Source organism: Bradyrhizobium sp. SPXBL-02, from assembly GCF_051853065.1.
GTDB lineage: Bacteria > Pseudomonadota > Alphaproteobacteria > Rhizobiales > Xanthobacteraceae > Bradyrhizobium.
Window position 1 is genome coordinate 3,560,605 of the sequence record NZ_CP182474.1, and the last position, 19,620, is coordinate 3,580,224.

At 64.3% G+C, this 19,620-nt stretch carries 16 protein-coding genes; 9 read left to right on the forward strand and 7 right to left on the reverse strand.

Features of this window, described 5'->3' with window-relative positions:
* Positions 1 to 126: 126 nt before the first annotated feature.
* From ACNJYD_RS16505 to ACNJYD_RS16520, 4 genes are all read left to right on the forward strand, one after another.
* Positions 127 to 1,050: a division plane positioning ATPase MipZ gene (locus ACNJYD_RS16505; RefSeq protein WP_439366946.1), complete on the forward strand. Its 924-nt coding sequence runs from the start codon at positions 127 to 129 to the stop codon at positions 1,048 to 1,050.
* Between the two features lie 346 nt (positions 1,051 to 1,396).
* Positions 1,397 to 2,257 carry an alpha/beta fold hydrolase gene (locus ACNJYD_RS16510; RefSeq protein ID WP_172783343.1) on the forward strand — a complete coding sequence of 287 codons (861 nt, stop codon included), beginning with the start codon at positions 1,397 to 1,399 and terminating at the stop codon, positions 2,255 to 2,257.
* Positions 2,258 to 2,427: 170 nt separating this feature from the next.
* Positions 2,428 to 3,177, forward strand: coding sequence for a VWA domain-containing protein (locus ACNJYD_RS16515; protein ID WP_260379454.1), 750 nt, complete (start codon positions 2,428 to 2,430; stop codon positions 3,175 to 3,177).
* A 70-nt stretch (positions 3,178 to 3,247) separates the two neighbouring features.
* Positions 3,248 to 3,973 carry a DnaJ domain-containing protein gene (locus tag ACNJYD_RS16520; protein ID WP_439366949.1) on the forward strand — a complete coding sequence of 242 codons (726 nt, stop codon included), beginning with the start codon at positions 3,248 to 3,250 and terminating at the stop codon, positions 3,971 to 3,973.
* A 232-nt stretch (positions 3,974 to 4,205) separates the two neighbouring features.
* On the opposite strand, the gene ACNJYD_RS16525 is transcribed toward ACNJYD_RS16520, so the two are convergent.
* Positions 4,206 to 6,035 (reverse strand): serine hydrolase, encoded by a 1,830-nt coding sequence (locus ACNJYD_RS16525; protein ID WP_439366951.1) that lies wholly within the window; start codon positions 6,033 to 6,035, stop codon positions 4,206 to 4,208.
* 385 nt (positions 6,036 to 6,420) lie between these two features.
* Here ACNJYD_RS16525 and ACNJYD_RS16530 point away from each other — a divergent pair, with 385 nt between their 5' ends.
* Positions 6,421 to 6,759 carry a phasin family protein gene (locus ACNJYD_RS16530; RefSeq protein WP_212255052.1) on the forward strand — a complete coding sequence of 113 codons (339 nt, stop codon included), beginning with the start codon at positions 6,421 to 6,423 and terminating at the stop codon, positions 6,757 to 6,759.
* A gap of 72 nt (positions 6,760 to 6,831) precedes the next feature.
* On the opposite strand, the gene ACNJYD_RS16535 is transcribed toward ACNJYD_RS16530, so the two are convergent.
* On the reverse strand, positions 6,832 to 8,193 hold the full coding sequence (locus ACNJYD_RS16535; protein WP_212255053.1) for a TadE/TadG family type IV pilus assembly protein: 1,362 nt from the start codon (positions 8,191 to 8,193) through the stop codon (positions 6,832 to 6,834).
* A gap of 478 nt (positions 8,194 to 8,671) precedes the next feature.
* Here ACNJYD_RS16535 and clpS point away from each other — a divergent pair, with 478 nt between their 5' ends.
* Positions 8,672 to 9,004: an ATP-dependent Clp protease adapter ClpS gene (clpS, locus tag ACNJYD_RS16540; protein ID WP_172783349.1), complete on the forward strand. Its 333-nt coding sequence runs from the start codon at positions 8,672 to 8,674 to the stop codon at positions 9,002 to 9,004.
* 289 nt (positions 9,005 to 9,293) lie between these two features.
* Positions 9,294 to 11,702: an ATP-dependent Clp protease ATP-binding subunit ClpA gene (gene clpA, locus ACNJYD_RS16545; protein WP_172783350.1), complete on the forward strand. Its 2,409-nt coding sequence runs from the start codon at positions 9,294 to 9,296 to the stop codon at positions 11,700 to 11,702.
* 168 nt (positions 11,703 to 11,870) lie between these two features.
* On the opposite strand, the gene ACNJYD_RS16550 is transcribed toward clpA, so the two are convergent.
* The 4 genes from ACNJYD_RS16550 to ACNJYD_RS16565 all read right to left on the reverse strand — a co-directional run bounded on the left by ACNJYD_RS16550 (position 11,871) and on the right by ACNJYD_RS16565 (position 16,060).
* Complete coding sequence (locus ACNJYD_RS16550; RefSeq protein WP_439366954.1) at positions 11,871 to 12,332, reverse strand: PEGA domain-containing protein; 462 nt, start codon at positions 12,330 to 12,332, stop codon at positions 11,871 to 11,873.
* A 116-nt stretch (positions 12,333 to 12,448) separates the two neighbouring features.
* The gene (locus ACNJYD_RS16555) at positions 12,449 to 13,870 is read right to left on the reverse strand and encodes an MFS transporter (RefSeq protein ID WP_439366956.1); all 1,422 of its coding nucleotides are present in this window, start codon (positions 13,868 to 13,870) and stop codon (positions 12,449 to 12,451) included.
* Between the two features lie 135 nt (positions 13,871 to 14,005).
* Complete coding sequence (locus ACNJYD_RS16560) at positions 14,006 to 15,031, reverse strand: aldo/keto reductase (RefSeq protein ID WP_172783353.1); 1,026 nt, start codon at positions 15,029 to 15,031, stop codon at positions 14,006 to 14,008.
* 123 nt (positions 15,032 to 15,154) lie between these two features.
* Positions 15,155 to 16,060, reverse strand: a complete 906-nt coding sequence (locus ACNJYD_RS16565; RefSeq protein WP_172783354.1) for a LysR substrate-binding domain-containing protein — start codon at positions 16,058 to 16,060, stop codon at positions 15,155 to 15,157.
* A gap of 228 nt (positions 16,061 to 16,288) precedes the next feature.
* Here ACNJYD_RS16565 and ACNJYD_RS16570 point away from each other — a divergent pair, with 228 nt between their 5' ends.
* Together ACNJYD_RS16570 and ACNJYD_RS16575 are read left to right on the forward strand one after the other, a co-directional pair.
* Positions 16,289 to 17,611 carry an aspartate aminotransferase family protein gene (locus ACNJYD_RS16570; RefSeq protein WP_439366958.1) on the forward strand — a complete coding sequence of 441 codons (1,323 nt, stop codon included), beginning with the start codon at positions 16,289 to 16,291 and terminating at the stop codon, positions 17,609 to 17,611.
* 20 nt (positions 17,612 to 17,631) lie between these two features.
* Entirely contained in the window at positions 17,632 to 18,534 is a 903-nt protein-coding gene (locus ACNJYD_RS16575; protein ID WP_439366960.1) for an amino acid ABC transporter substrate-binding protein, read from the forward strand.
* 4 nt (positions 18,535 to 18,538) lie between these two features.
* On the opposite strand, the gene ACNJYD_RS16580 is transcribed toward ACNJYD_RS16575, so the two are convergent.
* The gene (locus tag ACNJYD_RS16580) at positions 18,539 to 19,495 is read right to left on the reverse strand and encodes a helix-turn-helix domain-containing protein (protein ID WP_172783357.1); all 957 of its coding nucleotides are present in this window, start codon (positions 19,493 to 19,495) and stop codon (positions 18,539 to 18,541) included.
* Between the last annotated feature and the right edge of the window lie 125 nt (positions 19,496 to 19,620).

Below are 19,620 nucleotides of genomic sequence, written 5' to 3' on the forward strand. Positions count from 1 at the left end.
ACGAAAGACGGCGCCGCGATACATCGTGAGAACGGCGCATTGCAATTTGCATTACCTGTCACGCATTTCACTTGACCGCTGACGCGGTCAACTCGAAGATATTCGCCAGGGGCGTTGAGGATCACCATGCTTGTGCAGGCTAGCCAAGGCCAATCCGGCTCGGCGCATGTGGTCGTGCTCGGCAACGAGAAGGGCGGCTCCGGCAAATCGACCACCGCCTTGCACATCGCCGTTGCACTCCTGAAGGCTGGTCAGCGCGTCGCCACCATCGACCTCGACTGCCGCCAACAGAGCTTCACGCGCTACATCGGCAACCGGTCTGCCTGGGCCCAGCGTACCAAGCTCGATCTCGAGCTTCCGGTGCATCGCTGCATCAAGCTCGGCGAGACCATGCAGATTGCCGAGAATGAGAATTCCGAGTTCCAGCAGTTCATGGAAGCCGTCTCGGCGGTCGAGAGCAGCTTCGACTTCATCGTCATCGATACGCCCGGCACCGACAGCTATCTGATGCGGCTCGCGCATTCGATGGCCGATACCCTGGTCACGCCGATCAACGACAGCTTCCTCGATTTCGACGTGCTCGGCACGGTCGATCCCGCGACTTACGCGGTGACGGGCGAGAGCCACTATGCCGAGATGGTGCGTGATGTCAGGCGCAAGCGACGCCAGCTCGACGGCGCCACCACCGACTGGATCGTCGTGCGCAACCGCCTGTCCATGCTCGGCTCGCGCAACAAGCAACTCGTCGCCGAGGGCCTGAAGGATCTGTCGCTGCGGCTCGGCTTCCGCTACGTCGACGGCTTCGCCGAACGCGTCGTCTACCGCGAATTCTTCCCGCGCGGCCTGACCGCCCTGGACGAGATCGACGAGGCCACGCTCGGCATGCGGCCCAATCTCGGCCATCTCACAGCGCGGGAGGAGGTGATGAGCCTGCTCCGCCAGCTCAAGCTCCCGCTCGACGAGCGCGGCCGCCGCCGCGCCGCCAACCGGGCCGAGTGGTTCAGCCAGGTCGACAAGCCGCTCGAGGTCCACGATATCCTCGGCGCCTGACGTCGCGGTATATCGTTACTCCCGACCGATCCGAGTCTGTCGGCTGGCGCGGGAACCCGGGCGGCGCCGCGCGCGTTTTCACCCTGCATTTACTGCGAAGTCGAACCCGATCGGGACCGGTTGCGTCGAATAGGGACCTGCACGCTGACGTAGCGGTATGAGAATGGGGTGCTTACGAAACGAGTGCGACGCACAATGAAAGGGCTGCCGGTTCACAACATTTAGCCTTCCTGTCACGCTGCTGTGACATATATTAGGGAATAGGCGACAAGGGGACGAAGAGCCCCGGAAGAACACGATTTTCAACAGGGATTCAGGCCGCTTAGGCCTGAGGCTGAGGACGAAAATGAAGCGTGGAATTGCCGTTCTGGTTTCGGTCAGTGCCCTCTGCGGCATCGCCTATTTCACGGCGAGCAAGTGGGCGATCAAGCACGAGACCATCACATTCTACGACGCCTCTCGCGACAACCGTCCGGTGCCCGTCTCCATCGCGGTGCGGCGCGACAAGGAAATGCAGGCCAATGCCGGCATGATCAAGCTGCCCGTCGCAGTGATCAATCACGGCAACACCGTCAAGAACACCGAGTACGGCTTCCTCGCCAACGCCTTCGCTGCGCGCGGCTACATGGTCGTAAGCCCGCAGCACGATCTGCCGACTGATCCTCCGATGGTCACGAAGCCCGGCGAGCTCTATGTCGGCCGGCTGCCGCAAATTCTGCGTGGCGTCGCCAACATCCATCTCGCCATGCAGGAGATGAAGAAGGTTCAGGCCAACGCCGACTACGACAAGGTGACGATGGTCGGCCATTCCATGGGCGGCGACATCACCATGTACTTCGCCAAGCAATATCCGGACGAGGTCAAGAAGGTCGTCACGCTCGACAATCTGCGCGTGCCCTTCGTCACTGCCGGCAAGTTCAAGATCCTGTCGTTCCGCTCCCAGGATCCGCAGTTCAAGGCCGACGCCGGTGTGATTCCCACCGACGAGGAATGCGAGAAGGCGGGCATTCAGGTCGTGAAGACCGAATTCCAGCACAACGATATGCGCGATACCGGTCCGGATGTGGCGAAAAGCTCGATCCAGAGCATGCTCGACAAGTTCCTGAGCACGACGGACAGCGAGATCGCGCCGGTCGACACGCAATCGGCCCCGCCCAAGATCCTCGAGCCGGGCCCTGTCGCTCTGATGGCACCCGCCAAAAGCTGACTGACAGCAGCTGACCGACAGCAGCTAGGCCACAAGAGCTGACCGAGCTGACGTCAGCTCGGTTGCACCAATCGTCGAAGCCTCCGCCGGCGCCCGCCCGCGGAGGCTTTGCGCATTGACCGGGCCGCATGTGCTGACCACATTAGCTGCTGACGCAAGGTGTAGCTGCGATGTCGGGCGAACCCATCAAACCGCGCGGCCGCGATGCCGTCTCGGCGCAAGCAGACGGCGCATTGCCGCAAGCGAAAACCTCAACCTCGGAAGACATCGCCGCGTTCGTCGCCAAGGCGCGGGCGCTCTCGCCGCATGCGCCGGGCGCGAGGGGACGGCTGATCTTCGCACTGGATGCGACGATGAGCCGGCAGCCGACCTGGGACATGGCGTGCGCGCTCCAGGCCGACATGTTTCGCGAGACCGCGGCGCTCGGCAGTCTCGACATCCGGCTGGTCTACTATCGCGGCTTCAACGAGTGCCGTGCCACGGGTTGGATTTCCGACAGCGCCAGGCTGGCGACACTGATGGGCAAGATCGATTGCCGCGGCGGCGATACCCAGATCGGCAAGGTGCTGAGCGAGGCCAGGCGCGAGGCAGTCGCATCCGGCGTGCGGGCCGTGGTCTTCGTCGGCGATGCCATGGAGGAAGACATCGACGAGCTCTCCGCCAAGGCCGGCGAGCTCGGCATGCTCAAGGTGCCCGTATTCGTGTTTCAGGAGGGCCATGACGCGGTCGCCGAACAGGCCTTCCGCGAGATCGCGCGCCTGACGGGCGGTGCCTGGTGCCGGTTCGATCCGGGTGCGGCGGCGCAGCTGCGCGAGCTGTTGCGGGCCGCTGCGGCCTATGCCGCCGGCGGACGCGAGGCGCTGCTGAAACTGGCTGGAAGCGTGAGCGGCGCGGCGAAGCTGATCAGCCAGATGAAGTAGCGGTCGGCGCGGCGCGGCATGCGGCGGTGGACGCCATGCTTTTTGACAAGAGGACGACTATATTCCGGCCATGACCCTGATCGCCGGCGCTGTCGCCGTTATCACGCTTTACCTGCTGCTCCAGACGTTCCGCTCCGCCAATCCGGCGGTGCTGGCGCGCACAATTAAATTCGGCGGCGGCGTGCTGGCGCTGGCGGTTGCAGCCTTCACCGGCTTGCGGGGTGAGCTGGCGGTTGCGATCCCGCTCGGAATTTTCGGCGCCGGGCTGCTCGGCTGGACGCCATTGGCGAATGCCGGCTTCGGCAATGTCGGCGGGCTGTTCGGCGGCGGTGCGACGCGCCCGTCCGGGCAGGCGTCGCGGGTGCGCTCGCAATTCCTGGACATGCGGCTGGACCACGATTCCGGCCAGCTTTCCGGCCAGATCGTCGCGGGGCCTTACGCCGGGCGCAGTCTCGATGAGTTCGATCTCGCCGGCTTGCTCGCAATAGTCCCGACGTTTGACGCCGAGAGCGTGGCCTTACTTGAAAGCTATCTGGACCGCCGGTTTCCCGCTTGGCGTCAGAACGCGCAGGGCGATGCGGCAGGGCGGCAGCGCCGCACGGCGGCGAGCGGCAAAATGACGGCGGAGGAAGCCTATCAGATCCTTGGCTTGCAGCCGGGAGCGGGGCGCGACGACATCAGCCGGGCCCACAAGTCCCTGATGAAGAAACTCCATCCCGACCAGGGGGGCTCGACGTATCTCGCTGCCCGGGTAAACGAGGCCAAGGATACTCTGCTTCGCACGCATAACGGCTAACTCCGGCACTACGCTACAAACGCCCGTACCGCGTGAGCTCCGTTTGCTCTGTCTGACGTCGCCCGCCCTTGTCGGCGTGGTCGATCCCTTGAGCAAAGTTTTAACCGTAAATCCTTGACGAGAGGTTGTCGTGGAACAGCCTCGTCCTGAACAGCCTCGGCGTTACCGCCTCACCAAAACGAAAATGCCCGCGCAAGGCGCGGGCATTTTTGATTTGGAGCGGAGAAGGAGATCAGTTGCGAACGGTGATGCAGGAGATCTCGGCGCGCTTCAAGGTGCGGCAGACGGCTTCGGCCTGGTCGCGCTCGAGCCCGGCGAAGCGGGCGCGGTAGAGCTTGCGATTGTCCTTGGCGACGACGGGCTCGGTGAACGGGTCAGCCTTGCTGAGCAGGCCGCGGGCCGAGTTGCGGGCCGCGTCGATGCGCTGCTGAGCTTCGTTCTCGCTCTCGAGCGCGCCGACCTGGACGATCCAGCCGCTGTGGGTGACGGCGGGCTTCGTGGTCGCGCTCATCTGCATCGGCTGCGGCGCCGGGTCGGCGGACGCGAGCTTCGGAGCGGCGGGAGCGGGCGCGGCAGCGGTTGCGGCCGGGAGCACGCCGAGGATGCCGTTACCGGTGCCGAAGCCGGCCGGCTGACGCGGCAGTTCGGTGCGGGCCATCTCGGCCTTCGGCGCTTCCGGCTGGCTCACCGCCTCCGGCTTGTTGATGAGATCTGCCCTGGCGACGACGGCGCCGGAGGTTTCCGCGACGTCGGAACGGGGCGGGACGGTGCTGGTGACCGGCGGCGCAACGACCTGAGCCGGAGCCGCGGAGGCGACCTTCACGGCGCCGGCCTTGACCTGAACCGTCTTGACCCGAACCGGCTTCATCGGCTCGGACGAGCCGGGGATGATGGAGAGCGGCTGGCTCGAGATCACGCCATTGGTGAGCGGCGCCGGCTCCACCTTGGACTCCGTCGGCCGAACTTCGGGTTTGGGCTGAGCGGGCGGCATCGCCGCAGTCGCTGCGGCCAGCGTCGACAGGCGCGCGGCGAGGCGCGAGGGGGCAGCTTCGGGAGCAGGGGCCTGGACCTGCGGGGCGGGACGTGCCGGCATGTCCGAGGCATCGGCGACATCGGTGTTGGCTTCAGCGCCGTTGCGCTCCGTGACTGCGACGACGGTGCGGACGGTCGCGCCCTTTTCGAGGTTCTCCGCGAGCAGGTTGCGCATGATGGCGTCGCGCGAGCCGCCGCTGCGGCCGCCGAGCACCACGCCGATCAGGTGGCGGTTGCCGCGCCGCATCGAGCTGACGAGGTTGAAGCCGGAGGCGCGGGTGTAGCCGGTCTTGATGCCGTCCACGCCCTCGACGCTGCCGAGCAGGTGATTGTGGTTGCGGATCGACTGTCCGCGCCAATTGAACGTCGAGGTCGCGAAATAGCGATAGTAGCGGGGGAAGCGCTCCTGAATGGCGCGACCCAGCGTGGCCTGGTCGCGCGCGGTCGTGACCTGCTCGTCGTTGGGGAGGCCGTTGGCGTTGCGGTAGACCGTCTTGGACATGCCGAGCGAGCGCGCCTTCCGCGTCATCATCTGGGCGAAGTCGTCTTCATCTCCGGCGATCGCTTCCGCGATTACCACGGCTGCGTCGTTGGCAGAGCGGGTGACGAGGCCCTTGATTGCGTCTTCGACGCGAATGGTCTGGCCGGCACGCAGATTAAGCTTGGTCGGATCCTGGTCGGCGGCGTGCTTGGACACCGGCATCTCGGTGTCGAGCTTCATCCTGCCGGATTCGAGACGCTCGAACAGCAGATAGAGCGTCATGATCTTGGTCAGCGACGCCGGATGGCGGATTCCGTCAGGGCTTGTCGCCTGGAGCACCGCGCCGGAATTGCCGTCGACGATGATGGACGCGAATTTCGGGCTGGAGCTCTCGGACACATCGCGCTGCACCCGGTGGTGCGCATAGTGTCGACGATGGCGCCGCGCCTCGGCTGCGTCGGTGGTGAAGATGACTGCGGTGGTGACCGTAAGAAGCCCGAAAACGCCAACCCGCGCCAAGCGCGAGGAAGACAAGTTTTTACGAAGCATGGAACCCCGTCCCCGTTTCTGACTTGATCACCGGCTCGTGAGGCGAAATTGTGCCCAACGGACCCGGGATCATTACCTGCTCAGGCTGTCCCTCCGCTGGTGTTCGCCGCGGGGGACGTTGGACCCGAGCCGCTGTTCTGGCTAAGGTGATGTTCTCAAACGGCTTTGGCCGCTCGCGGAAGTGAACACGTCCAGGGAATCAAAGTAGGGTGGGCCGGTTTCCAAAAGCTTAAGGAACCCTTGCGGGAAACCCCGGGAATTCTCTGCAATTTGCCCCCGGTTTGTGCGACGCACAAGATTCTTGACTTTTTTGTGCGTTGCACTAATTTTGGGCGGAGTCAGGGAGCCGGGGCTTCCCGACGCGAGCCAGGGAAAAGGATCCGAAATGTTCAAGGTTGAAGACTTCCAGAACTACGGGAAAGAGCAGTTCGAGCAGTGCGTTGCCTCCGCGACCTCGGTGCAGCATGGCATCCAGGCGATCGCCAGCGCCTATGGCGACTACACGAAGAAGTCGTTCGAAGACACCAAGTCCTTCGTCGAGAAGCTTTCCGGCGTGAAGTCGCTGGACAAGGCGATGGAAGCGCAGACCGATTTTGCCCGTTCCGCCTACGAAACCTTCGTTGCGGAATCGCAGAAGATCGCCGGCCTCTACAGCGACCTCGCCAAGCAGGCGTTCAAGCCGGTCGAGACCATGGTGTCGAAGTTCACCCCGGCCGCCCAGTAACGTCTCGAGACATCCTGGAATCGAAAAGCCCGGCTGAACAGCCGGGCTTTTTATTGTGAGCGATGGGACCCGTCAGCGTGCGACGCGCAGCTTCGACAGTGACGTGCCGATATCCTTGAACACCGATACGGTCTGGCTTGCCGAGGTGACCAGATAGAACTTGTCGCTGCTGCTGGCGCAATATTGCAGCACGCTCGAGGTCGGATCGCTGCCGGTGTTCACCTGCACCGTGTAGATCGTGATGTTGTTGGGCTGGGCTTTGGCGTTGTCGCAGAGCAGCTTCTGTCGGTCGTCGATCTGCGAAGCGCCGCTGTACCAGCGGTTTTGTGTGTTGAGACCGTCGGAGAGCAGGACGATCGCGTCCTTGTAGGTGTAGTTCGTGTCTTTGGCCGGAGCATTCATGGGCTCGCCCGTCGACAGTGTCATCCAGCCCCAGGCAAGGCCGATGCCCTGGTTGGTGTTGCCGGTCGGAACCAGATTGTCGATCAGAGACTTGAGCGCGGTCCAATCGTAGCTGAGCGGCATGACGGGCTGGATGTATGCCGAATTGCTGGAGTTGCAGTAGGAATATTGCTCGGCCGGGAAAAGCGTCGCGGAATTGCTGCTCACCGGAGTCGTGTTCTTGGTATCGTAGTCCTGGTCGCGGTCAGTGATGCAGCCGGTCCACTTGTTGTGGTTCTTCGGCGTCCAGGTCTTGCCGGCACTCACGCAGCTTGACTGTTGTTTGTACGAATTGTCGCTGCAGCTGCCATTCACCGCTTCCCAGTCGCTCCAGTCGATCCAGGACTTGTCATAGTTGCTGCTGCCGACGTTGACGTCCTTGGAAAACGGCACGATCGAGATGTAGACGTCGCCGTTGGTCTTCGCGAGCGCGCTGAGTTGATCGACCAGGTTCTTCGCGGCCGTCTGCATCGCCGGCATCTTGCCGTCGGACGCCATCGATCCCGTGACGTCGAGCACCAAGGCCACGCGCATGCGCGTCAGGCCCCAGGCGCTGGTGGATGAGGTGCCGACGTCGAGCGTCGGGAAGCCGGCGATCTTCATGAAGCTGGTCGTGTAGGTGCCGGTTCCGGTCAGCTGGATCGTCGAGCCGATGCTGGTGCTCGAGTTATAGGTGGCGCCGACGCTAACCGACGGCAGGGTCTTGGTGTCCGTGAACAGGGCGTTGAAATAGGTTTGCGCTTTGGTGGATATCTGTGACGTCGTGATGGTGCCGGCCGACAGATCCCTGGAAAGCATCAGCGCGGTGGAATCGAGGGCTGACTGCATCGCGGTGCGCGCCTGGGCCGCGCGGCTATAGTCGATCGCCGCGCCGACAAAGCTCAGCACCGGAACGAGCGCAATGGCGAAGATCACAGCGATATTGCCTTGCTCGGCCGCTGCGAAACGGGCGAGTTGTCGACCAAGGCGGCTGACGAGGGGCAGACCAGACATGACGATCCCCGAAATCGGTGTTTTGCCCGATTTCGCGCTACGTCATTGAATGGCAGGTAAATTGGACCGTAGAAAACCGGAGCCTTCTGCCGAAAACCGTCCCGTGCGGGCTAACGGCCGGGTTCCTGGTCAACATGTTCTAAGCGTGCCGGGCGGAAATTTTTGTCAAATCGCTCCGGATTGATTAACCTCATCAGGATCGCCCGGACTGGGAATCGGGACTGCTGCGACCGCATGGGCCGGACCCCCGCGTGCTTGCGGCGGGCCGGGGGCAGGGCCATATTGCTGGCGAGCGATCCGGCCTGAACCGGATTTGTCGGGAGCGGCGATCCAAGGCGGCGCGCCTGCGCCAGGCTCCGAAGGAGGGGTCGCGCAGTGACCGCCATTCGCTTCCGTGGGGAATTTGAACGCCTGTGCCATGCTGCAATTGACTTCCAGCCTTGATCTGTCCGCGCCAGCCGCCGCCGACGCGCCTCGTATGAGCAATGACGACAACCGTCCGGGCACTCCCTCGGGTCCGAGCACGTCGGTCATCACCAAGGTCAAGCCGAAGACCAAGCGGCCGAACCTGTACCGCGTGCTGATCCTGAACGACGACTACACGCCGATGGAGTTCGTCGTTCACGTGCTGGAGAAGTTCTTCAACAAGGACGTCGAAGCCGCAACCAAGATCATGCTGCACGTCCATCATCATGGCATCGGGGAGTGCGGCGTGTTCACCTACGAGATCGCCGAGACCAAGGTGACGCAGGTGATGGATTTCGCCCGCAAGCACCAGCACCCGCTGCAATGCGTGATGGAAAAGAAGTAAGCCCGGCCTGCGGCGCGTTTGAAGGCGGGGCTCCTGCAACCCGCGGTGTGATTGTCGCGTGACGGCTGCGCGCGATGGCGGTCGCAGCTGGCAAAACTACGGAATTCTGCGCTGGCGCCGATCCCGCCCAAATCGGAACGGGTTTTGCATTGAAAATAGCCCAGGTGGCTAGCTGCCGAGTCGCGGAACCGGTCTTTCGCCGCGATCTTGTATAACTATATGTGACAAAGGTTGTTGTTGCCTGACCGGGCGATGGCGATCATGATGGTGGGGGCCATAGAGGACGCGAATGCCGACTTTTTCCCAAAGCCTTGAACAATCCCTGCATCGTGCGCTGGCGATCGCAAACGAGCGTCATCACCAATACGCGACGCTCGAGCATCTCTTGCTCTCCTTGATCGACGACTCCGATGCAGCCGCCGTCATGCGCGCCTGTAGCGTCGATCTCGACAAGCTCCGTACGAGCCTCGTCAACTACCTTGAGACCGAATTCGAAAACCTGGTGACGGATGGCGCCGACGATGCCAAGCCGACCGCCGGTTTCCAGCGCGTGATTCAGCGCGCGGTGATCCACGTCCAGTCGTCCGGTCGCGAAGAGGTGACCGGTGCCAACGTGCTGATCGCGATCTTCGCCGAACGCGAGAGTCATGCCGCCTATTTCCTGCAGGAGCAGGACATGACGCGCTACGACGCGGTCAACTACATCAGCCACGGCATTGCCAAGCGGCCGGGCGTCTCCGAGGCGCGGCCCGTGCGCGGCGTCGACGAGGAGACCGAGACCAAGGGCAACGAGGACGCCAAGAAGAAGGGCGAGGCGCTCGAGACCTATTGCGTCAACCTCAACAAGAAGGCGCGCGACGGCAAGATCGACCCGGTGATCGGACGCAATTCCGAAATCAACCGCGCGATCCAGGTGCTGTGCCGCCGGCAGAAGAACAATCCGCTGTTCGTCGGTGAAGCCGGCGTCGGCAAGACTGCGATCGCAGAAGGCCTCGCCAAGCGCATCGTCGACAGCGAGGTGCCGGAGGTGCTGGCGGCCGCGACCGTGTTCTCGCTGGACATGGGCACGCTGCTGGCCGGCACGCGCTATCGTGGCGACTTCGAGGAGCGCCTGAAGCAGGTGCTCAAGGAGCTCGAGGCGCATCCCAACGCCATCCTGTTCATCGACGAGATCCACACCGTGATCGGTGCGGGCGCGACGTCGGGCGGGGCGATGGATGCCTCGAACCTGCTCAAGCCTGCGCTCGCCTCGGGCACGATCCGCTGCATGGGCTCGACCACCTACAAGGAATACCGCCAGCACTTCGAGAAGGACCGCGCGCTGGTGCGGCGCTTCCAGAAGATCGACATCAACGAGCCGACCGTCGAGGATGCCATCGCGATCCTCAAGGGCCTCAAGCCGTATTTCGAGGACTACCACCGGCTGAAGTACACCAATGAGGCGATCGAGGCTGCGGTGCAGCTCTCCTCGCGCTACATCCACGACCGCAAGCTGCCCGACAAGGCGATCGACGTGATCGACGAGTCCGGCGCGGCGCAGATGCTGGTCGCCGAGAACAAGCGCAAGAAGACCATCGGCATCAAGGAGATCGAGACCACGATCGCCTCGATGGCGCGGATCCCGCCGAAGAGCGTGTCGAAGGACGATGCCGAGGTGCTCAAGCATCTCGAGCAGACCCTGAAGCGCACGGTGTTCGGCCAGGACAAGGCGATTGAATCGCTTGCCGCCTCGATCAAGCTCGCACGTGCGGGCCTGCGCGAGCCGGAGAAGCCGATCGGCTGCTACCTGTTCTCGGGGCCGACCGGCGTCGGCAAGACCGAAGTTGCCAAGCAGCTCGCGGCGTCGCTCGGCGTCGAGCTGTTGCGCTTCGACATGTCCGAATACATGGAGCGGCACACCGTGTCGCGCCTGATCGGCGCGCCTCCCGGCTATGTCGGCTTCGACCAGGGCGGCCTGCTCACCGACGGCGTCGACCAGCATCCGCATTGCGTGGTGCTGCTCGACGAAATCGAGAAGGCGCATCCCGACCTCTACAACGTGCTGCTCCAGATCATGGATCACGGCCGGCTCACCGACCACAACGGCAAGCAGGTCAACTTCCGTAACGTGATCCTGATCATGACCACGAACGCAGGCGCTTCGGATCTCGCCAAGCAGGCGTTCGGCTTCACGCGCTCGAAGCGGGAAGGCGACGATCACGAGGCGATCAACCGCCAGTTCGCGCCGGAATTCCGCAACCGTCTCGATGCCATCGTCTCGTTCGGCCATCTCAGCGTCGAGGTGATCGGCACCGTGGTCGAGAAGTTCGTGCTTCAGCTCGAGGCGCAGCTCGGCGACCGCGACGTCACCATCGAGCTGTCTGAGCCGGCCAAGGCCTGGCTGGTCCAGCATGGCTACGACGAGCAGATGGGCGCGCGTCCCATGGCTCGCGTGATCCAGGAGCACATCAAGAAGCCGCTGGCCGACGAAGTGCTGTTCGGCAAGCTGAAGGGCGGCGGCCACGTTCGCGTCGTGCTCGTCAAGGACGAGACCGACGAGACCAAGGAGAAGATCGGCTTCGAGTTCGTCGAGGGTCCGGTCACGCCGAAGCAGGAGAAGCTGCCCGGCGCCCGCAAGCGTCCGCCGGGCAAGTCCAAGCCGGGCGGCCCCGGCGGCTCGAAGGGGCCGACCTCGAAGGGCCCGCTGGTCAAGGTCTGATCGGCACTGATGAAATCGAAAAGGCCGGCTGCGAAGCCGGCCTTTTTGCTGCTTGGTAGTTACCGGGTTAGAGCATGATCCGGAAAAGTGTGTAGCGGTTTTCCGAAAAGATCATGCTCGAACAATAACCTGAAGCACGATGACGATTGATCCCAATCGCATCGCTCTTTAGGTGCCGGTGTCGGGCGGAGGCGGCGCAGGTGCTCGCGGCTTCCGGGGCGCGGGCGGCCGTGCGCTGCGGGGAGGGGCCGCCGGCTGCATCGTCACGATGACCGGGTTCGGCTTGTGATCGGTCGCGGCTCCGGTCGCTGCGTCGACGCCCATGCCGATGACACCGCCCAGCAGGAGATTGCCGGCGAAACCCGCGGCGCCGCCCGTCTGGACGTCCCGGCTGAGCGGAACGATTTGCGGCTCATAGCCTTCCTTCTGGAAGGTGATCGAGATGTCGGCGTTCCGCTTGACGACCACCGAGCAAGGCGTCGTGCAGGTGGTCGGAACGTCCATTCCGCTGACGACGGCTTCCACGCCTGAAGGTGTTGATGAAATGCTGATATTCTCCGTCGTGCCGCGCGTGACCGACGCGCAGCCGCCCAGCATGACGCTGAGCGCCACAGTTCCCAATGAACGCATGAAATGCCCCTTGTCCCACCGCCACTATGCGCAACCGGAGCGGGAGGGCAATAGGCTATTGCGCTGAATAGTTAAGCCACGCAAAGGTTGTGCACGACAATGCGCGAACCCGGGTGCTAATCCCCGCGCAGGCGCTGATCGTCCTGCACGCGGACCTGCTCGCCACCGCGCGCGCCGGCCGGGGAAAGCCGCAGCATGCTCAGCATCGCACCGCAGAGCGCAAAACCGACGCCCGCGAGCAGTGCCAGCCTGGTTCCGTCGAGTGGATAGCGGCCGAGCAACAGCGCCACCAGCGCCGCTCCGGTGGTCTGGCCGAGGAGGCGCGCCGTCCCCAGCATGCCGCTGGCGCCGCCGGCGCGCTCGCGCGGCGCGGCTGCGATCATGGTGCGGTTATTGGGGGTCTGGAACAGACCGAAGCCGGCGCCGGCGAGCGCCATCCGCCAGATCACGTCGAGCGGCGTTGGCGTCGCCGGCAGGAAGGCCAGCGCGGCAAGGCCGCAGGCAAACAGCGTGAGCCCAATACCGCCGAGCAGGCCGGCCGGATAATACTCGACCAGGCGGCCTGCGAGGGGGGCTGCAAACGCCAGCGCGATCGGCCATGGCGTGATCAACAGGCCCATATGGACGGCCGAATAGCCGAAGCGGCTCTGGAGATAGAAGGGGATCGCGACGAAGGCCAGCATCTGCCCGCAGAACGATGCGATCGAGGTCGCAATCGACAGCGCGAACACGGGGATGCGCAGCAGGTCGATCGGCAAGAGCGGCGAGGTCATGTGAGTCTCGCGATAGATCAGCAGCGCACCGGCAACGATCGCGACGGCGAACTGCACGAGGCAGGTGATCGCGGCCTCGCCATGACCGACACTGTCCACCGCAGCGATGCCGACGCCGAAGGTGATCGCCGACAGACCCGCACTTTGCCAGTCGAACGAGCGGCTCGCGGGCTTGGTGTGCGGCAGGCTGCGCAGGCCCAGCACCAGCGTCACCGCGCCGAGCGGCACGTTGATCGCGAACAGCCAGGGCCAGCTTCCGACCGCGAGGATGCCGGCGGCGAGCGTCGGGCCGATCGCGGCCGAGAAGGCGACGACGAGAGCGTTGAGGCCGATGCCACGGCCGAGCAGGCTGCGCGGATAGGTGAAACGTACCAGCGCCGCGTTGACGCTCATGATGCCGGCCGCGCCAAAGCCCTGGAGGATGCGCGCGATCGTCAGCTGCGGCAGCGTGTGGGCCAGCGCGCAGAACGCGGAGGCCACCGTGAACAGCGCCAGCCCGACCAGGTAGACGCGGCGATAGCCGACGATCTCGCCGAGCGAAGCCAGCGGCAGCAGCGAGATCGTGATCGCGAGCTGGTAGCCGTTGACGATCCAGATCGAGAAGGCCGGGCTCGCATCGAGGTCGGCTGCGATCGTCGGCAGCGCCACATTGGCGATGGCGCTGTCGACCACCGCCATGACGATGCCGAGCGCAATGGTCAGCACCGCCTGGTTGCGTTGCGGCTGCGGCAGGCCGTCGGCATGCTCGATGGTGACTGTCGACATCGTGAGCGGCTTATCGTTGGCGAATCGGACTCGGCCACGGGCCGAGTATTGCGCCAACAGGGCAGGGCCGCGATGGTTCCGGAACCGCGCTGGCAGCGCGCCGTCACCTTGCCGAGCGTGCTTGATGCGGCTGTCCTACACCGCCGGCGGATTGCGGTCGCTGAAGGTCACGCGCTGGTGCCAATAGGGGTAGGGCAGCGTCACCGTGCTCGCGGCGTCGAGCTTTGCGACCTGGTCCTTGGTCAAGGACCAGCCGACCGCGCCGAGATTCTCGCGCAGCTGGGTCTCGTTGCGTGCACCGATGATCAGCGTCGAGACCGTCGGACGCTGCAGCAGCCAGTTCAGCGCGATCTGCGAGACGCTCTTGCCGGTCTCCTTCGCGATCTCGTCGATCGCATCGACGACGCGGTAGACATGCTCGTCCGACACGGGCGGTCCGAACTCGGCCGTCTTGGGCAGGCGGCTGACTTCCGGTTTCGGCTGACCGCGGCGGATCTTTCCGGTGAGGCGCCCCCATCCGAGTGGCGACCAGACCACGGCGCCCAGCCCCTGGTCGAGGCCGAGCGGCATCAACTCCCATTCGTAGTCGCGCCCGATCAGTGAATAGTAGGTCTGGTTGGCGACGTAACGCGGAAAGCCGTGTGTGTCGGCGACGCCGAGCGACTTCATCAGGTGCCAGCCCGAGAAATTCGAGACGCCGACATAGCGGATCTTGCCCGCGCGCACGAGCACGTCGAGAGTCGATAGCACCTCTTCGGGCGGAGTGAAGGCGTCGAAGCCGTGGAGCTGGAAAAGGTCGATATAATCGGTGCCGAGCCGGCTCAGCGAACCGTCGATCGCCGCAAGCAGATTCTGGCGCGATGAGCCGATGTCGTTCGGGCCGTCGCCGAAGCGGAACGTCGCCTTGGTCGAGATCAGGACCTTGTCGCGGCGCCCCTTGATGGCTTGCCCGAGCACCCGCTCGGATTCGCCGAGCGAATAGACATTCGCGGTATCGAACATCGACACGCCGGCCTCGAGGCAGATGTCCAGAAGACGCCGCGCTTCAGTCGCATCCGTCGTGCCCCACGCCGCAAGGCGGCCGACGCCGCCGAACGTGCCCGTTCCCAGGCTTAAAGCAGGCACCATCAGGCCGGACCGGCCCAAGCGTCGGTATTCCATCGATCTGCTCCTCGGCTGGCCGCTCGTTGATCGGTGCGGCCTTGGTGCCGAGTTTAGCGCAAGCGGGTGCCTTGTCCTATCACGCGCTCACATGGCGGCTCTGCTTGGATAGTCCGCATTTTGCTAGGCCACGCTCGTGGTCTGCAAGTTTGCAGCCGAGATCTTCGCGCGCAGCCAAGCCTCGAACGCGCTGACATGGCTACGTCCTTTCGCCTCAGCCGAGCGCACCAGATAGTAGGAGACCGTCTCCACTTCGAATTCGGGTTGGCGGAACGGTACGACGAGCGTGCCCTTGTCCAGCTCCTCGGCGGCGAGGATTTCGCTCTCCAGCACGACGCCAAGACCCTCGACGGCTGCATCGATCGCCATGGTGGAGCGGTCGAACCACAATTCGTGACGCGCCTTGATGCTCGCGCCTGTGACCTTGCGCAGATAATCGGTCCAGGTCAGCGCGTTCGAGGAATGGATCAGCGTGGCGCGGGCGAGATCGCCGGGCTCGCGCAGGTCGAGCTGCTCGATCAGCCGCGGGCTGCAGAGTGGGCGCAGGCGCTCGGCGAGGAGCGGCTCAATCTGCCTGTCGTTCACGACCGGTGGGCGCCCATAGGCGATCGCGAGGTCGAAGCGGATGGTTTCGAGATCGCGCAGATCGGCGATGGTCGACAGCCTGATCCCGATCTCCGGATGCTGGCCGATGAAATTGCCGATCCGCGGTTGTAGCCATTTGGCGGCAAAGCTTGGTCCGCTGGCGATGAACAAATGATCGCGCTGCGATTGCGGCGCCACCAGCCGCGTCGCACCCATGATCGTGCCGAACGCGCGCTCGATCTCGCCGGCATAGAGGCGGCCGGCATTGGTGAGCACAGCACGGCCGGCGTGCCGCGAGAACACGCGCACGCCGAGAAAATCCTCGAGGTTCTGGATGTGATGGCTGATCGCGGAAGGCGTGACCCCGAGCTCCTCGGCAGCGCGGCTGAAGCTGCCGTGGCGGGAAGCGGCTTCGAACGCCGACAGCGCCTTCAGCGGCGGCATGCGCGGCCGCCCCGTTGAGCTTGCTTCATCGGCTGCTGAGTTTTTTGAACTGGCGCCCATCATGTCTGCCCGGTTACGAATTTCTCCGTTGCACTGGCAAGTTTCGTACCGCGAACGCCCAGACGCAACAGCTTCGTGCCCACAACCTGACCCGAGACCGGTGAGCGGACTCCGCATCGCCGCGCCGTGCCCCGCGCGCGGCAGATGCCGCTTGCTTAAGGAGACGCCATGACTTCAGCGCTGAAACAAGCCGCCGACGAATTTCTGGTGCGGTACGGCGGAGACGTGTTCCCGAACCTTTTCACGACAGCGAAGGGGACCATCGTCACCGACAGCGACGGGCGCGACTATCTCGATTTCACCTCGGGGCAGATGTGCGCGACGATCGGCCACAACCACCCTGCCATTGTCGCGGCGGTGGAGCGGGCCGGGAAGAAGGCGTTCCATCTCTTCAGCGGGATGATTCCCGAAGTGGTGGCCGAGCTCGCCCAGGTGCTGGCGACGGATTGGCTGCCCGGCTATCTCAAGCGCTCGATCTTCATCAACACCGGCTCGGAGGCGACCGAAGTCGCGCTCCGGATGGCCAAGATGTACACCGGCGGCTATGAGGTGCTTGTCCTCGGCGGCTCCTGGCACGGCATCACCGGGGGCGCCGCCTCGGTCTCGATGGCGAGCGACCGCAAGGGCTATGGCGTGCCGCCGCCCGGCGTGTTCGTCATCCCCGAGCCGAATGCCTATCGTCCCTACATCGACAAGGGGAGTGAGGAAGCATCCGCGCTCGCCAATCTCGAGCTGGCGCTGAAAATGTTCGACATGCAGTCGAGCGGGCGGGGCGCGGCGATCATCGCCGAGCCCGTGATCAGCGCCGGCGGCGTGCTTGTGCCGCCGAAGGCCTTCATGGAGGCGCTGCGCAAGGCCGCCGACGAGCGCGGTATGCTGCTGATCTTCGACGAGGCCCAGACGGCGTTCGGGCGCGTCGGCAAGAAGACGGGATCGGAATATTTCGGCGTCGTCCCCGACATCATGACCATGTCGAAGACGCTCGGTGGGGGCCTTCCGCTCGCGGCGGTCTCGACCACCGAAGCGATCGAGAGCAAGCTGCACGAGGATCACTTCACCTATTACACCAGCCACGTCTCCGATCCGCTGCTGGCCGAGGTCGGGCTCGCGGTGCTGCGTGTGATCGCGGAGGAGAAGCTGGTCGAGCGCGCCAATGTCATGGGCGCGTACCTGCGCGGCCGGTTCGAGGGACTTCAGCAGAAATACGAGCAGATCGGCGACATCAGGGGCATGGGGCTTCTGCTCGGCGTCGAGCTGGTCACCGACCGCAACAGTCGGCGCGCGGCCCACCAGCTCGGCGGCCTGACGACGAAGAAGTGCTTTGAACATGGGCTGAGCATGAACATCCGCCGTCGCCCCGAGCGCGGATCGGTGTGGCGCATCGCGCCGCCGCTCACCGTGTCGACCGAGGAGATCGACCGCGCCGTCGAGATCCTGGACCGCTCCTTGAGGGAGAGCCTCGACGAATTGTCGCGAAATCCCGCCGCTTGATCAACAGTCCGGAGGCCGACATGATCCTCAGACACGCGCCGACGCTTGCCATTGCCGCACTTTCGCTTGCGCTGTTGGACGTTCCAACAGCGCAAGCGGCCAGCCCAACCCTCGACAAGATCAGAGAGGTCGGCAAGATCACCCTCGGCTATCGGGAAGCTTCCATCCCGTTCGCCTATCTTGGATCGGATCAGAAGCCGACCGGACTTTCGCTCGATCTCTGCTCCGCGGTGGCCGACAAGATCAGGATCGTGCTGCGCCGGCCGGAGCTGGGGATCGACTACGTCCCGGTGAATGCGTCCAATCGCATTCCGCTGCTCCAGAACGGCACGATCGACGTCGAGTGCGGCAGCACGACCAACACCGCGGAACGTCAGAAGCAGGTTTCGTTCTCCGTCGCGACCTATGTGGCGTCGCCGCGCTGGCTCGTGTCCGTCGCCTCGGGGGTGACGGAGCCGAAGGGGCTCGATGGGCGGACGGTCGTCATCACACAGGGCTCGCTGAATTTTGCGGTCGCAAAGCAGGTCCTCGGCGAGCAGAAGCTGAACGTGACGATCGTTCAGGCCAAGGACCATGCCGAGTCGTTGCTGATGCTGGGAACGGGCCGCGCCGCCGCCTGGTTCGAGGACGACATTCTGATCGCCGGGCTCGTCGCGAACGCGACCGATCCGACGGCCTTCCGGATGCTGGGCGCGACCTATGCGCCGTCCTATTACGGATTGATGACCCGTCGGGAAGATCCTGAGTTTAAGGCCCTGGTCGACACCGTGATCAAGGAGAACATGGCCTCCGGCGCGTTCGACAAGCTCTATGCCAAATGGTTCGAGGCGCCGATTCCGCCGAAGGGACAGAACCTCCGGCTTCCGATGAGTGCGGCGATGAAGGCCCGTGTCGCCTCTCCGAGCGATGCGCTCGCGCCCTAGGGGCTCAATGCCGCAACTGGCTGTGCCGGAAGTCGCGGGGCGACGCGCCAAAATGCTCGCGAAAGACGCGGCCGAAATGCGAGAGGTCGTTGAAGCCCCAGGCGAAGGCGATCTCGCTGATGTGGCGATGGGCGAGCAGTGGCGAGGCGAGATCCCGCCGACATCGGGCGAGGCGCTCGGCGAGGACATGGCGCTGGAAGGAGGTGTCCTCGTCCGCGAGAAGATCGTTGACATAGCGCGGCGAGATGCCGAGCGCGGCCGCGGTTTCAGCGAGCGAGAGATCGGGATCGGCGAGGTGCGCGCGGATGTGCGCCTTCAATCGGTAGAGCAGGGCCGAGCGGTGGGTCGAGGACGGCAGCGATGACTTGCCGAGCCGCTCGCTCAAGGCCATCGCAAGCAGATCAACTGCCTGCTCCGACAGCGCTGTGGCGGTATCCGGAGCCAAACCATCCGCATTCTGGCAGAGCCGGACAATGAAATCATAGGCGAGCCGCTCGAGCGGTGCGGCGGCGCCAAATGACATTGCAGTCAGCGTCTCGGTGCCGCCGAGCCGCCGCTGCAGCATCTCGCGCGGTACCTTGAAAATGGTCTGCGTGAAACTGTCGTCGAACTTCAGCTCGTACGGGCGCGTGGTGTCGTAGAGCGCAAACTCGCCGGGGTGGATCACGGTCTCGCGGCCGTCCTGCACGACGCCACCGTTGCCGCGATTTCCGAGGGCTACGAGAACGAAATCCTGGTGTGAACGCGCGATGCGCGACGGCGTGCGGAATACGTGCTGGCGGTCCGAGCAGACTTCGGAGCAGACCGCTTTGCCGAGCGAAGCCTGGGTGACCGATCCGCGAAAGGCGCTGCCGAGGTCCGACTTGCAGTCGAGTCCGACGAAGACGTCGCAGACGATGTCCTGCCAGAGAGCGAGCCGCCGATAGGCGGGACTGCCGTCCGTCGTGAACTGGATTGGCATCTGAACAGCCTCCCTTTCACATCCTGCAAAATCGCCCTGGGGAGCCAGTCTGACCGGAGGCAAATCCCGTACCGGTCGGTAGCGCGTCCAGTCGAGTTTTTGTTCCGCCGCGGTCGAGCGGCCGG

Coding starts and splice junctions, on each gene's coding strand:
- ACNJYD_RS16580 (WP_172783357.1), bottom strand. CDS start 19,495: ATGCCAATCCAGTTCACGACGGACGGCAGTCCCGCCTATCGGCGGCTC.
- ACNJYD_RS16575 (WP_439366960.1), top strand. CDS start 17,632: ATGATCCTCAGACACGCGCCGACGCTTGCCATTGCCGCACTTTCGCTT.
- clpA (WP_172783350.1), top strand. CDS start 9,294: ATGCCGACTTTTTCCCAAAGCCTTGAACAATCCCTGCATCGTGCGCTG.
- ACNJYD_RS16555 (WP_439366956.1), bottom strand. CDS start 13,870: ATGTCGACAGTCACCATCGAGCATGCCGACGGCCTGCCGCAGCCGCAA.
- ACNJYD_RS16535 (WP_212255053.1), bottom strand. CDS start 8,193: ATGTCTGGTCTGCCCCTCGTCAGCCGCCTTGGTCGACAACTCGCCCGT.
- ACNJYD_RS16515 (WP_260379454.1), top strand. CDS start 2,428: ATGTCGGGCGAACCCATCAAACCGCGCGGCCGCGATGCCGTCTCGGCG.
- ACNJYD_RS16510 (WP_172783343.1), top strand. CDS start 1,397: ATGAAGCGTGGAATTGCCGTTCTGGTTTCGGTCAGTGCCCTCTGCGGC.
- ACNJYD_RS16530 (WP_212255052.1), top strand. CDS start 6,421: ATGTTCAAGGTTGAAGACTTCCAGAACTACGGGAAAGAGCAGTTCGAG.
- ACNJYD_RS16550 (WP_439366954.1), bottom strand. CDS start 12,332: ATGCGTTCATTGGGAACTGTGGCGCTCAGCGTCATGCTGGGCGGCTGC.
- ACNJYD_RS16525 (WP_439366951.1), bottom strand. CDS start 6,035: ATGCTTCGTAAAAACTTGTCTTCCTCGCGCTTGGCGCGGGTTGGCGTT.
- ACNJYD_RS16570 (WP_439366958.1), top strand. CDS start 16,289: ATGACTTCAGCGCTGAAACAAGCCGCCGACGAATTTCTGGTGCGGTAC.
- clpS (WP_172783349.1), top strand. CDS start 8,672: ATGAGCAATGACGACAACCGTCCGGGCACTCCCTCGGGTCCGAGCACG.
- ACNJYD_RS16560 (WP_172783353.1), bottom strand. CDS start 15,031: ATGGAATACCGACGCTTGGGCCGGTCCGGCCTGATGGTGCCTGCTTTA.
- ACNJYD_RS16505 (WP_439366946.1), top strand. CDS start 127: ATGCTTGTGCAGGCTAGCCAAGGCCAATCCGGCTCGGCGCATGTGGTC.
- ACNJYD_RS16565 (WP_172783354.1), bottom strand. CDS start 16,060: ATGCCGCCGCTGAAGGCGCTGTCGGCGTTCGAAGCCGCTTCCCGCCAC.
- ACNJYD_RS16520 (WP_439366949.1), top strand. CDS start 3,248: ATGACCCTGATCGCCGGCGCTGTCGCCGTTATCACGCTTTACCTGCTG.